Source organism: Pandoraea sp. XJJ-1 (assembly GCF_026802345.1).
Lineage (GTDB): Bacteria > Pseudomonadota > Gammaproteobacteria > Burkholderiales > Burkholderiaceae > Pandoraea > Pandoraea cepalis.
Genome location: NZ_CP113827.1, coordinates 1555800 through 1569557, shown reverse-complemented (window position 1 = coordinate 1569557; position 13758 = coordinate 1555800). Strand labels below are relative to the sequence as shown.

General features: G+C 63.8%; 12 protein-coding genes. 8 read left to right on the top strand and 4 right to left on the bottom strand.

Annotated elements, in window-relative coordinates; all coding sequences use genetic code 11:
• Window positions 1-448 precede the first annotated feature (448 nt).
• From OYT13_RS07100 to OYT13_RS07070, 7 genes are all read left to right on the top strand, one after another.
• Entirely contained in the window at window positions 449-1462 is a 1014-nt protein-coding gene (locus OYT13_RS07100) for a 2-dehydropantoate 2-reductase (RefSeq protein WP_017231698.1), read from the top strand.
• Between the two features lie 566 nt (window positions 1463-2028).
• Window positions 2029-2247, top strand: a complete 219-nt coding sequence (locus tag OYT13_RS07095; protein ID WP_017231699.1) for a hypothetical protein — start codon at window positions 2029-2031, stop codon at window positions 2245-2247.
• A 29-nt stretch (window positions 2248-2276) separates the two neighbouring features.
• The gene (locus OYT13_RS07090; RefSeq protein WP_017231700.1) at window positions 2277-2990 is read left to right on the top strand and encodes a GntR family transcriptional regulator; all 714 of its coding nucleotides are present in this window, start codon (window positions 2277-2279) and stop codon (window positions 2988-2990) included.
• A 484-nt stretch (window positions 2991-3474) separates the two neighbouring features.
• A complete protein-coding gene (locus OYT13_RS07085) occupies window positions 3475-3942 on the top strand; it encodes a formate dehydrogenase subunit gamma (protein WP_150564141.1) in 468 nt (155 codons plus the stop codon).
• The gene (locus tag OYT13_RS07080; protein WP_268567526.1) at window positions 3939-5540 is read left to right on the top strand and encodes a formate dehydrogenase beta subunit; all 1602 of its coding nucleotides are present in this window, start codon (window positions 3939-3941) and stop codon (window positions 5538-5540) included. The genes OYT13_RS07085 and OYT13_RS07080 overlap by 4 nt, the downstream gene beginning before the upstream one ends.
• A gap of 13 nt (window positions 5541-5553) precedes the next feature.
• Complete coding sequence (gene fdhF / locus OYT13_RS07075) at window positions 5554-8418, top strand: formate dehydrogenase subunit alpha (protein ID WP_017231704.1); 2865 nt, start codon at window positions 5554-5556, stop codon at window positions 8416-8418.
• Window positions 8419-8628: 210 nt separating this feature from the next.
• Complete coding sequence (locus OYT13_RS07070) at window positions 8629-8862, top strand: formate dehydrogenase subunit delta (RefSeq protein WP_130025382.1); 234 nt, start codon at window positions 8629-8631, stop codon at window positions 8860-8862.
• 135 nt (window positions 8863-8997) lie between these two features.
• On the opposite strand, the gene OYT13_RS07065 is transcribed toward OYT13_RS07070, so the two are convergent.
• Both OYT13_RS07065 and OYT13_RS07060 read right to left on the bottom strand, forming a co-directional pair.
• On the bottom strand, window positions 8998-9846 hold the full coding sequence (locus tag OYT13_RS07065; protein ID WP_268567525.1) for an EamA family transporter: 849 nt from the start codon (window positions 9844-9846) through the stop codon (window positions 8998-9000).
• 422 nt (window positions 9847-10268) lie between these two features.
• Window positions 10269-10763, bottom strand: coding sequence for a hypothetical protein (locus OYT13_RS07060; protein ID WP_017231707.1), 495 nt, complete (start codon window positions 10761-10763; stop codon window positions 10269-10271).
• Window positions 10764-11154: 391 nt separating this feature from the next.
• Between OYT13_RS07060 and OYT13_RS07055 the strand changes: the two genes are divergently transcribed.
• Window positions 11155-11667, top strand: a complete 513-nt coding sequence (locus OYT13_RS07055) for a hypothetical protein (protein ID WP_017231708.1) — start codon at window positions 11155-11157, stop codon at window positions 11665-11667.
• Here the strand turns inward: OYT13_RS07055 and OYT13_RS07050 are convergent.
• Complete coding sequence (locus OYT13_RS07050) at window positions 11651-12850, bottom strand: ShlB/FhaC/HecB family hemolysin secretion/activation protein (protein ID WP_268567524.1); 1200 nt, start codon at window positions 12848-12850, stop codon at window positions 11651-11653. The genes OYT13_RS07055 and OYT13_RS07050 overlap by 17 nt on opposite strands.
• Window positions 12851-13351: 501 nt before the next feature.
• Window positions 13352-13693, bottom strand: a complete 342-nt coding sequence (locus tag OYT13_RS07045; RefSeq protein WP_261938867.1) for a hypothetical protein — start codon at window positions 13691-13693, stop codon at window positions 13352-13354.
• Window positions 13694-13758: the final 65 nt, after the last annotated feature.

Here is a 13758-nt window from a genome sequence, read left to right as displayed (position 1 = left end):
AACGCCACTGTAGGCCCGAGCGACGCAACAACGCAATGCGAAAATACTAAGGAGTTAACCTGATCAGAGAGGCTTGCCCAATAAGGCACTCCGCCTTTTTATATCGGCCTCCTTGGCAATTTTTAAAACCAGCACAAGACGATATTTTCGATAGTTTTTCTCACAATAAGCCCTCTTTCGGCATTCTCGCGAACTCCTTGTAATACGCCGTAATAATTCACCTAAGGAATGCACAACGCGTTTTCCAGGCCCGCTTCTCATGCCGGATGCGCTCACACATCTGGACGCCGGTTTTGGGTGCGTCTGCGGGGAAACCATGACGGGAATTGCCCCCAGAAGGCTTGGCGCCCCGGATCTTGTGATATACGATATACAACATTTGGTATTAGAAGAATAAATGGCCAGTACCAGGCCCAGATTTCGATTCACCTTTGGAGGGAGAGACTTCATGAAGATTTGCATCTATGGCGCCGGTGCCATCGGTGGCTATCTCGGCGTGCAACTCGCACACGCCGGAGCCGATGTCAGTCTAGTGGCCCGCGGCCCGCATCTGGCCGCCATGCGCGAGCACGGACTCAAGCTGCTGATCGATGGCGAGGAACGCGTCGCCCAGCTGCGTTGCACGGACGATCCGCGTGAACTCGGTCCGCAGGATTACGTGATCATCGCGCTGAAGGCGCATTCGGTCCCCGCGGTACTGGACGCGATGCAGCCCCTGATCGGTCCGAATACGGCGGTCGTCACGGCCGTGAACGGCATCCCCTACTGGTACTTCTATAAGCACGGCGGCGCGCTTGAAGGCACGACGCTCGAGAGCATCGACCCGGGCGGCCGTCAGTGGCGTCAGCTCGGCCCCGAGCGCGCCATCGGCTGCGTGGTCTATCCGGCTACTGAAGTGGTGGCCCCCGGCGTGATCCAGCACGTCTACGGGAACAAGTTCCCGTTGGGCGAAGCCAGCGGCGAGCGTACCGAGCGTGTGGAGAAGCTCTCGCAGTTGATGACCGCCGGTGGACTCGACGCGCCGATTCGCGAGAATATCCGCGACGAAATCTGGCTCAAGCTCTGGGGCAACCTCTGCTTCAACCCGATTTCGGCACTCACGCACGGCACGCTCGATATCATCGCGAGCGATCCGGGCACGCGCGCCATTGCGCGCGCCATGATGCTCGAGGCCAAGGCGATCGGCGACAAGTTCGGCGTGCATTTCCGCGTCGACGTGGAGCGTCGCATCAACGGTGCGGGTGCCGTTGGCGCCCACAAGACGTCGATGCTCCAGGATCTGGAGCGTGGCCGCGCGATGGAAATCGATCCGCTCGTCTCGGTGGTGCAAGAGATGGGACGCCTCGCCAACGTGCCGACACCGACGCTCGACGTGGTGTTGGCGCTGATCAAACAGCGTGAGTTCATGACGCAGCCCGATGCCGTCGAAGCCGCACAAGCGCGTCTGGCCAAAGCGGCCTGAGCCGAACGTTGTTTTCATGAAACACCCCTCGCGGGACTGACAGGACTGTCCCGCGAGAATGAGCCCCTCTATATATAGAAAGGCGGCGTACGCAAGCGAGGGCAGGAATGGGTTCATCACCCCGCCCTGCCGTCGTTCGAGTGGGCCGCCACCGAATCGCCGGCCGCGGACGATTTTTCACCGACAACCCGCGACCCGCCGCGCCGAACCACGCCATTGCCGATGTGGTTTCGCGGCAACGCAATAATTCGCCTTTGCACCACGTTCAGAGCACTTCGGGTTCTCCCTGAAACCACGCGCGCCAGGGGCGTCCCGAAATCCGCACCAATGCAAGCCTGACGGACCACCCAGGAGGTTCACCGCCACCCTCGACCCACAGAACAAAATCGGAAAAAAAGACAAATCCGGGCAGTCAAGCATCGCAACGACACAGGCAACGTCCCGAAAAACGATAAATATTGGTATTTGGTATGTGGTATATCTTGAGACTTGTTGCAGCGCGACATACAATGCAAAGCAAGTTCTCCCCCACATTTCATTCGTCAACTTTTATCAGGAGTATCACCATGTTCGTCGCTGCGCTGACTTTGCTTGCCCTTGCTTCCGCCCTTGCCACCGGTGTTGCGATGGTTCACCTCTTCGTCGCCCTGCCGGCCTCGATGCTCGAAAAGGCCGAAAAGAACGGCCGCTTCGCCTACCTGGCGGAAACCACGCAGGCAAATGAATCGGGTAAACTCGTCACAAAGCCGGCAACCATCGTGGGGCAGCAAGCATTGCGCCTCTGAAGGGGCCGTAATACCTAGGAGACTATTGCATGTCCCTGATCACCCCAACTCCGGCGCGCGTGACTCCGCTCGCGCTGGAGCCGATCGACACCACCACGAGTTTTCGCAATCAGGCGTATGCGCTGCTGAAAAAAGCCATCGCCGATGCCGACATTTATAACCAGAAGGAAGAAATTCGCCTGGACGAGCGTCAGCTCATCCAGGTGCTTGGCGTTTCGCGCACACCGATTCGCGAAGCCATGACCTTGCTGGAACAGGAAGGTTTTCTGCGGACGGTGCCGCGCCGGGGCATCTTCATCATCCGCAAGACCAAGCGCGAAATCGTCGAGATGATTCAGATGTGGGCAGCGCTCGAAGGGATGTCCGCGCGTCTGGCGACATTGCACGCAACCGACGAGGACATCGTCAGGCTCCGTCATCTGTTCGACGAGTTCGTCAACGCGCCGCCGACGGATCATATCGAAGAGTATTCAGACGCGAACATCGACTTCCATCAGGCGCTGATCAATCTTGGCGGCTCGCAAGCCATCGCCAATACGATCAAGAACCTGTTCATCCACGTGCGCGCCATCCGTAAGGTGACGATCGCTCAGAACGACCGAGCCGCCCGCTCGATTGTCGATCACCTGAAGATCATTACCGCCCTCGAGAAGCGCGACACGGAACTCGCCGAGAAGCTCGCGCGCGACCATACCCTGGGTCTGGCCGCCTTCGTCGAAGAGCATTGCGACTTCCTCGAATAACGCGCTACTACCGCTGCATCGCGCCCGGCAACGGACGCAAGCCGAACAAAAGCCAGTGACATCGGTATGTCGCTGGCTTTTTTCTTTTGCCCCCGCCCTTTCGCGTTCCCGCCCACGTCCCGCGTCACGCTGTCATCCCTTCTGCCGCCCCCCCCAGTTCGGGTAAACGAGCCTGTCAAACCCGCGCCGAATCTATTGCACGTATACCGTATATCATATATCGTGTTTCACATACGGATGTACCGCAGCACCGATTTGTTGATGCAGGTTGACGAAGTAAGCCACGGGCGAGAGGCCGAGCTCGTGCGGCATATGGTGGGGGCTATGTGCCGCACGCTCGTCCGGCGCCGCGCTGATCGCTAGACCCGAGCAGCGTCGCCGGATGTGACCATTGGGCCTCTCGCCCCAGGGCAAGACAAGAACAGATAACTCACACCCTCAGGCGCCCCGTTCCCCGCAGGGTGCCAAACAGGAGACAACAGCCATGCGCGAGGCTTTTTCCATCGCCACGGTGCACGCGATTCTGGACGCTCATTCGGCTCAGGAAGGTCCGCTTCTGCCGATCCTTCATGACGTTCAGGACGCTTTCGGCTACGTCCCCCCGGACGCCGTGCCCGTCATCGCCAACGCCCTCAACCTGTCTCGCGCCGAAGTCCATGGCGTGATCACGTTCTACCATCACTTCCGCACCAGCCCGCCGCCGCGCCACGTCGTGCAGATCTGTCGCGCCGAGGCGTGTCAGAGCATGGGCGCCGACGCGCTTGTCGCGCATGCCGAACGCGTGCTGGGCTGCACGATGCACAGTCATCACGGCGACGTTGCGCTCGAACCGGTGTATTGCCTGGGCCAATGCGCGACGTCGCCCGCGATCACGATCGACGACAAGCTTCACGCGCGCGTCACCCCCGAGAAATTCGACCGTCTGGTCGCCCGCGCCAAGGATGCCGCATGAGCCAATCCTCCACTTCCGCCCAGTCGTCCTCCGGCAAGGTACGGCTTTATCTGCCGCGTGACTCCGCCGCGCTCGCGCTCGGTGCCGACGACGTCGCCGACGCCATCGTGGCGCAGGCCGCCCAGCGCGGTCTCGACATCGAATTGGTACGCAACGGTACGCGCGGCATGCTGTGGCTTGAACCGTTGCTCGAAGTCGCGACCCCGGCGGGGCGCGTCGCCTATGGTCCGGTCGACGTCGACGACGTCCCGGGTCTGTTCGATGCCAACGTCACGGCCGGCGGCGATCATCCGCTCGCCCTCGGACTGACCGAAGAGATTCCGTATTTCAAGAAGCAGGAACGGTTGACGTTTGCGCGCGTGGGCATCACCGATCCCGTATCGGTCGACGACTACGTTGCACATGACGGCTATCGCGGTCTGCGCAATGCGCTCGCGTTGGACGGCGCGGCCATCGTCGCGCAAGTCACCGAATCGGGCCTGCGCGGTCGCGGCGGTGCGGCGTTCCCGACCGGCATCAAGTGGAAGACGGTGCTCAACACGCCTGCCGCCCAGAAATACATCGTCTGCAATGCGGACGAAGGCGATTCGGGCACGTTCGCCGACCGCATGCTAATGGAAGGCGATCCGCTCGTGCTCGTCGAGGGCATGACGATTGCCGGCATCGCCGTGGGTGCCACGCGTGGCTATATCTACGTACGCAGCGAGTATCCGCATTCCATCGATGTGCTCAACGAAGCCATCGTCAACGCCGGCAAGGCGGGCTACCTGGGCGATGACATCCTGGGCTCGGGCAAGACCTTCCATCTCGAAGTGCGCAAGGCGGCCGGGGCTTACGTCTGCGGCGAAGAAACCGCATTGCTGGAAAGTCTCGAAGGCAAGCGCGGCGTGGTGCGTGCCAAGCCGCCGCTGCCGGCCATCGAAGGGCTCTTCGGCCTGCCGACAGTCATCAACAACGTGATTTCGCTGGCGTCGGTGCCGATCATCATGGATCGCGGCGCGGCGTTCTACAAGGACTTCGGCATGGGTCGCTCGCGCGGCACGCTGCCCATCCAGCTCGCGGGCAACATCAAGTACGGCGGCCTGATCGAGAAGGCCTTCGGGGTGACGCTGCGCGACATCCTGTACGAGTTCGGCGGTGGCGCCATCACCGGCCGCCCGCTGCGCGCGGTACAGGTCGGCGGCCCGCTCGGCTCCTATCTGCCCGAATCGCAATGGGACACCCCGCTCGACTACGAAGCGTTCGCCGCGCTCTGGGCAGTGCTCGGCCACGGCGGCATCGTGGCGCATGACGACACCGTCGACCTGGCCAAGCTCGCGCGCTATGCGATGGAGTTCTGCACCATCGAGTCGTGCGGCAAGTGCACGCCGTGCCGCATCGGTTCGACGCGCGGCGTCGAAGTGATGGACAAGATCATCGACGGACGCGACCGTCCCAAGCAGATCAAGCTGCTGCGCGACCTGTGCGACACCATGCTCTCCGGCTCGCTGTGCGCGATGGGCGGCATGACGCCCTACCCCGTGCTGTCTGCACTGAACCATTTCCCCGAAGACTTCGGCGCGGCCGAACCGTCGAATCTGCCGACCCAGGCCGCCTAGGAGATCGCCCACCATGATGGACCCGATGTTTGAGAAAGATTACGGCACCCCGCGCCGCGAATCGACGCAGGAAGTCACGCTGGAGATCGACGGCGAACAGGTCACCGTGCCCGCGGGCACGTCGATCATGCGCGCCGCCTCCGAAGGCGGCGTGAACGTGCCCAAGTTGTGCGCCACCGACTCGCTCGAGCCGTTCGGCTCGTGCCGCCTTTGCCTCGTCGAGATCGAAGGCCGACGCGGCTACCCCGCGTCGTGCACCACGCCCGTCGAACCGGGCATGAAGGTGCGCACGCAATCACCGAAGCTCCAGGAACTGCGCAAGGGCGTGATGGAGTTGTACATCTCCGATCACCCGCTCGACTGCCTGACCTGCGCCGCCAACGGCGACTGCGAACTGCAGGACATGGCCGGCGTGACGGGCCTGCGCGAAGTGCGTTACGGCTTCGACGGCGACAATCACTTCGACAGCCAGAAAGACGAGTCGAACCCCTACTTCACCTACGACGCCTCGAAGTGCATCGTCTGCAACCGCTGCGTGCGCGCCTGCGAGGAAACGCAGGGCACATTCGCGCTGACGATCTCGGGGCGCGGCTTCGAAGCGCGTGTCTCGGCCGGACAGGACCAGTCGTTCATGGACTCCGAGTGCGTGTCGTGCGGCGCCTGTGTGGCCGCTTGCCCGACCGCGACGCTGCAGGAAAAGTCGGTCATCCATCTCGGCCAGGCCGAGCACGCCAAGATCACCACCTGTGCCTATTGCGGCGTGGGTTGCTCGTTCAAGGCGGAGATGAAGGGTAACGAAGTCGTGCGCATGGTGCCGCACAAGGACGGTCAAGCCAACGAAGGCCACGCCTGCGTGAAGGGCCGCTTTGCCTGGGGTTACGCCACGCACAAGGACCGTATCCTTACGCCCAAGATTCGCAAGAAGATCACCGATCCGTGGCAGGACGTGTCGTGGGACGAGGCGCTTGACTATGCGGCGTCGGAGTTCAAGCGCATTCAGGCCAAGTACGGGCGCGATTCGATCGGCGGGCTGGTGTCGTCACGCTGCACGAACGAAGAAGACTACCTGGTGCAAAAGCTCGTGCGCGCCGCGTTCGGCAACAACAACGTCGACACCTGCGCACGCGTGTGCCACTCGCCGACCGGCTACGGCCTGAAGGCAACCCTCGGCGAGTCGGCCGGCACGCAGACGTTCAAGTCGGTCGAACACTCGGACGTGATTCTCGTGATGGGCGCGAACCCGACCGACGGTCACCCGGTGTTCGGCTCGCGCATGAAGAAGCGCTTGCGCGCAGGCGCCAAGCTGATCGTGATCGATCCGCGCCGCATCGACCTGGTCAACAGCCCGCACATCAAGGCCGACTACCACCTGCAACTGCGTCCCGGCACGAACGTGGCGATGATCAACGCGCTTGCGCACGTCATCGTGACCGAAGGCCTGATGGCCGACGCGTTCATTGCCGAGCGCTGCGAGGACCGCGCGTTCCAGCAGTGGCGCGAGTTCACCGCCCGTGCCGAAAACTCGCCCGAAGCGACCGAAGTGCACACCGGCGTGCCGGCGCACCTCGTGCGCGGTGCCGCGCGTCTGTATGCCAAGGGCGGCAACGCGGCGATCTATTACGGCCTGGGTGTGACCGAGCATGCGCAAGGTTCCACGACGGTGATCGGTATCGCCAACCTCGCCATGGCCACCGGCAACATCGGCCGTGAAGGCGTGGGCGTGAACCCGCTGCGCGGCCAGAACAACGTGCAGGGCTCGTGCGACATGGGTGCGTTCCCGCACGAACTGCCGGGCTACCGTCACGTGTCGGATTCGACCGCCCGCGCGCTGTTCGAAGCGGAATGGGGCGTCGAGATCCAGTCCGAGCCGGGCCTGCGTATTCCGAACATGTTCGACGCGGCGATTGCGGGCACCTTCATGGGCCTGTACTGCCAGGGCGAGGACATCGTGCAATCCGACCCGAACACGCAACACGTGACCCATGCGCTCGAACAGATGGAGTGCATCGTCGTGCAGGACATCTTCCTGAACGAAACGGCGAAGTATGCGCACGTGCTGCTGCCGGGCTCGTCGTTCCTGGAGAAGGACGGCACGTTCACCAACGCCGAGCGTCGTATCTCGCGCGTGCGTCAAGTGATGCCGCCGCGCGCCGGTTACGCCGATTGGGAGGTCACGATCGAACTGGCCAAGCGACTGGGCTACGAGATGCACTACGCGCACCCGTCGGAAATCATGGACGAGATCGCCCGCCTCACACCGACCTTCACCGGCGTGAGCTACGAGAAGCTCGACCAGATGGGCAGCGTGCAGTGGCCGTGCAACGAAGCGGCACCGGACGGCACGCCCGTCATGCACATCGACGAATTCGTGCGCGGCAAAGGCAAGTTCCTCATCACGCAGTACGTGCCGACGGATGAAAAGGTCACGCGCCGTTTCCCGCTCATCCTGACCACCGGGCGGATTCTGTCGCAGTACAACGTCGGTGCGCAAACGCGCCGTACGGACAACGTTCACTGGCATGACGAGGACCGGCTCGAAATCCATCCGCACGATGCAGAAGAACGCGGCGTGAAGGACGGCGATTGGGTCGGCATTCAGAGCCGCGCGGGCGAGACCGTGCTGCGTGCCGTCGTGAGCGACCGCATGCAGCCCGGCGTGGTGTACACAACGTTCCACTTCCCGGAGTCGGGCGCGAACGTGATCACCACCGACAACTCGGACTGGGCGACAAATTGCCCCGAGTACAAGGTGACAGCGGTGCAGGTCACACCGGTGGCGCAACCGTCGGAATGGCAGCGTCAGTACTCTGACTTCAATCGTCAGCAAGAGGCCTTCCTCGAACACGCGCGTGGTGCGACCGAGGCCAACGCGAACTAAGTCGGGGCAGGAAAAGGGGAAGCATCGCGCGCCGCATCATCGGGGAGACCTTCGAGGCGGCGCGCTGCGACGGACAATCCGCGTCCATCGCCGGCGGCTGCGGCGAGCCTCACCGTCGATTGCCATCAGACGGTGCGGCGGACGCGCGATTGGCCACGTGAATGACGGCGGCCAACGCACAGAGAACGAATTCAGGGGACACAACAGATCATGGACACCGACAATCTGGTCAAGATGGCCAATCAGATCGGGGATTTCTTCGAGACGATGCCCGACCGCAGTGAGGCGCTCGACAACATTGCAGGCCACCTGCGACGCTTCTGGGCGCCGCGCATGCGCATGACGATTCTCGAACACCTCGAATCCACCGACGGACATGGGATGCGCGAGATCGTCGTGGCGGCGATCACGGCGCATCGCGCCGAACTCTGGCCACGCGGCTGAGCACAACCCACGCAGGTACGACGTGTGGCCGCTGGGGACGCTGATGGGGTGACGGATGCGACGACGGGTACCCTCGCTGATGTCGCCACGTAGTTGCTGCGCAGGTGCCGTTCAGGTCAGCGCTCGGGTGCGCACTTAAGCGCTCAGTTTGATGAGTACCGCCCCGCCGACCACGAGGCCGCACGCCACGAGACGGCGGGCATTGAGCTTTTCGCGCAGGAACAACCAGCCCAGCAGCACCGCGATGATGGCGCTGGACTCGCGCAGCGCCGACACGACACCCATCGGCAGGTATTGCAGCGCGAAGACCACCATGGCATAGGCGCATTGCGCGACGATGCCCGCCCCCAGCGCTTCGGCCACGCGGCGGCGCGGTGCAAGGAACATGCCGCGCCATCCGCCCCGCCACTTCGCCACGGCACCGATCACCGGCACGCTCGCGAAAAGGTAGGCCCATGCGAGGTAACCGAAGCCGTTGCCGTTCGACAATCGCACGCCGAAGCCGTCGACAATCGTGTACGCCGCAATGAACACCCCCGTGAGCAACGCCGCAGGCACGCTGTCGCCCGAGAAGCGGCGCCCACGCAACGCCAGCGTCAGAATGCCGGCGCAGATACCCACGATCCCCCACGCCGCCATCGCTGTCGGCCACTCGCCCGCCAGCAGCAACGCGGCCCCCGAAATCAGCAACGGAGAAATACCGCGTGCGATGGGATAGATCTGCCCGAACTCACCGACGCGATAGGCCCGGATGAGCGCCGCCGTGTACGCGACCTGCGCGCCGGCGGAGAGCAGAACAAGCGGCCAGACCTGTACCGGCGGCAGCGGCAACCACACGATGCCGGCCACGGCGGCGAGTCCTTGCGGCACCGCCATCATGCCGACCTGCCAGACGCGATCGGGACTGGCGTGGAGAAAGGCGTTCCAGGTGGCGTGCATCAGTGCGGAGAGCAGCACCAACAGCACAATGGGCGTGGTTGTCATGGGAGTGAATCGCAGCGGGCGGATGCCCCGGGGGACGACCGATGCCGCCCGCGTCGGACGGCACGCAAAGCGCCATTGTCGCAGCGGCGATCCCATCGAGATAGGGCCAACGTGAAGGATTCCTACAGGGCCAGGCCGCTTCGCGATCGCTGCTCCCCACGTCATCGATTCACGTCGCCCGCACCTCGTCGCTCGGTTGCCACGGCGTAACCGGTGCGCGCGGGTCTCGGTCGACGGCGCGCAAGCCACCTGCCGCCGGCGCCGCGCCGGCAAAAGTTGTCCACACCCTGTGTGGATAACCCACTGGATAACCTGCCCTGACCTTCTCGAACGCCTCACGAACAAAGGCTGTCAAGAGCCATGCTCAAAAAACGATCAGCCGCGGAACAAATTTTCGGCTTGACGGTCTTCCCCCTCCCTGCTCAGGCGCCGTCGCCTTCGTTTGCCGACGCATCGGGCTCCTTCGCAACCGGCGCATCGGATTTCCCGGATGCGTCGGCCGGCGACTGCGGCGCGCCGCGCAGCGCCGCCACCACCTGACTCTGCCCGAGCACCGCGTCCGGCGCCTGCTGCAAGGCCAGGCGATAGCGCTCGCCGAACTCGACGTCGGTGTGACGGAAAAGCTTGGCGGCTTCGTCGGCCAGGGCAATGCCGGCGTCTGCCTGGGGCGGCGTCTGTTCCAGCCATTCGTCGAGGGCGACGATCAGACGCGAGAGCGGGTCGAGCCAGCGAAACCAGGCGTCTTCGGTGAGCAACTGCACGAAGCGTCCGGTGGGCACCGGTCCGAAGACTGCTTCGTATTGCAGACGATCGTTGGCGATCAGCACCTTGTGCTGGGCGAGCAGCGCGGCGCGCAACGCCTGCATGGCAGCGATGTGGGCGGCACTGGCCGGCGTATTGTCAGTCGGTTCGGTCATCTATCGCCCCGTGTACGTCAGAAAGGTTGGGAAACGGAAATGGAAAGCGTCTTACATGCACTTTAGGACTTGGCCCATAGCCAGCAGACGTTTGGGTCACGATACTACACGGGTCTCGCAAACACCTCGCGAGATCGGGCTTTCACTTCCCCGTGGAAGGCCTGCTTCCTCACCCGCCAAACCGGCGGGTTTTTTTTTGCCCGTGTGCTCCCCGCTGCTCGGTCATCCCGACAATCTGCCAACGCCTTCTGGCGAGCCCGACACGTCTTCGACGTTGCCTGCCGTCGATCTCGCTGGGCAAAGTCGTTTATCATCGGCACCGCTGCTTCCCCTCCTCCCGACCCCGTCATCCGATATGAGCCAATCCGTGCGTCCCCAAACCATTGGTGTCATGGGTTCCGGCAAACAGCCGTGGACCGAACTTGCCGCGCCGCTCGGCCGGGCGATCGCCATGGCCGGGTTCCACCTGCTCACCGGCGGGGGACAGGGCGTGATGGCGAGCGTGAGCGAAGCGTTCTGTGCCGTACCGCAGCGCTTGGGCCGCTGCATCGGCATCGTGCCGACCGAGGCCGTCGGCAACGATGACGAGCCGGTCAGGTTCCGCCCCGCGCCCGGCTATCCGAATCCGTTCGTGGAAGTGCCCATCGTGAGCCCGTTGCCGCGCCATCTGCCCGATGCGCCGCCAGGCACGCTATCGCGCAATCACATCAACGTGCTTTCTAGCGATGTCATCGTCGCCCTGCCCGGCCAGCACGGTACACGCGACGAAGTCGGGCTCGCCGTGCGTTACGGCAAGCCCGTCATTCTGTTCGGGGACGTTGAGCATTTCGCGGAGATGCCTGCGACGCTCGTGCGAACGGTATCGCTCGATACCGTCATGGATTTCGTCAGAAAGGTACGGTGAGCTTCGCGTCGACCGACTGGAAGCGATACGACCAGCCCGGCAGGCCGCTCGACGATGGCATCCACGGCGCGTTCAGACGCTGCATTACCGACAGATCGAGCCTCGACGCCCCGAAATTGTGCGTGTGGCTCAGCCCCACCTCGGCATAGCTGTCGTAGGTGTGAAGCGCGTTCGGGTCTTCCGTGCGACTCCTGTTGTAGCGCAATTCCAGACCCGTCGAGCCATTCGCCGTGAAGTCGAACGCGCGGCGCACGCGCCATTGCAATGTCTGCGTCTGCGTAATGCCGGCGTCGATCTGGTCCTTCGCCGCGTTGGCCTTGCCGGTGATCCCGACGGTCCAGTCGGCATCGATCGGCACCGAGTAATTGGCGGACAGATCGCGGTTCGTCGCATCGCGACGCGCATTCTGCAAATCCTGACTGAGCGTCGTATTGAACTTCCCGTACATGCCCAGCGGATTGTTCATCAACAGATTCGCAGTGCCCTGCATCTTGCCCGAGGAGGTCATGCCGCTGTTGTTCATGCCGACGTTGAACTGGTAGGGCCGCTCGTTGATCACCTGGAGGCCCACGGCCCCCTCGCCGGGCGTGCGGCTGAGTGTCGCGACGAACGGCAACTGCGCGTCGCGCACCACGAGCCCTCCACGCATCAACATGCGAATGTTGCGATCCGCTCGACTCTCGTGTCGCGGCAGTCCGCGCAGACACGAGGCGCGCGCAAGGAACGCATTGGGCGGCGCGATGTCCGGGGCCGGCGGCGGCTCGCCGCGCTCGGCCGATGCCGCCGATGCCGCCGATGCCGCCGCATCCAGGTCGACGGCGGAAATGGCCGTACCGTCAGCGCTAAGCTCAGGCGCCACGGCAAAATCGGCGGCCGGTAGTGGCGGCGATGGCGCCGGCGCTTGTGCCGACGGCGCGCTTGCCGTGCTGTCCGCCCCCGGCGCCTCTTGCGACGGATCGACGCGCGACGCTTGCGCGTCCGATGCCGGCTGCGGGGCCTCGGCCACCGCGTCCTCGGCAGCGACCACGTCGCTCGCCACCGATGGCGCAGCGCGCTTGGCGGCGTCGCGCTCGACGGCGGCGGCGACCGCGTTCGGATCGTCCCCCGCGAACAAGGCAATGGGGTCGGAGGCGGCATCAGGATCCGTGGCCACCGGCGGCGCAGGCGCCGGGGGTGGCGGCACGAAATACTGAGGTGCAAGACCGCGATCCCACAACCCGTAGGACACCGCGTTCCGCTCAGTAAAACAGGGTGGATTGATATCCGAGAACAAGGATTGTGCGTACGCGCCCACCGGCATCCCGGCATTCAGGCACGCGGCCAACAGGAGGCAACTCCGCACGACCGGCTTTACCGACATTCGACACCTGAAAATCTCACCCCGCGCTGATGTCGTCCACCGGCGTCGTGCGCCGCGTCCGACATGAGGGGGATGTAGCGACAAAGCGCCATTTTACGTCGATCGAGTGTCCCCCTGCCAGTCGCAAAACGCGGGGAACTCTTTCGCCCGATCGCCACTCATATCGCGTGACTTCCCCTGTAGTGATTTTTGCCCGCCTCGCGCGGGCATTTTTATTGGCGAGCGCCGATGACGTCCGCCGCACCGCCTTCGAGGCATGTCCGGCGGACACCTACCTCGGATGGCCGATGCATCAGCCGGGCTCCGAAACGCTTCGCCGCCGTGTCATTGGGGCGCACGAATCTCGTGAATCGTGCCCGGCCCCCAGCCGGTGGACGCCCAGGCGCCGTCGCGCAACGTCCATTCGTCACGGCCTGTCTGCTCCCAGTGCGGCGGCGTGTAGCGCATGCCCGGGCGCTTGGGTTCCATGTGCCCGTCGACCCAGTCGTAGCGGCCGTCTTTCCACTGCCAGTAGCCTGGCACCCAGAATTGTCCCGTAGGCGCCGCGTGGGGATCCTCGAAGCGCGGCGGTGGCGGGCCGCGTTGGAGGGTCACGTCGGCGAGCACCGGCAGGCTCAGCAGACACAAGGCGGCAGCCAGTGCATGACGATGGCGGGCAACCCGCAAGGCCGACAGTCGGACGAACGACGCGAGCCTCGAAACAGAAGCGCGAGCCGAGGGTATCCGGGACG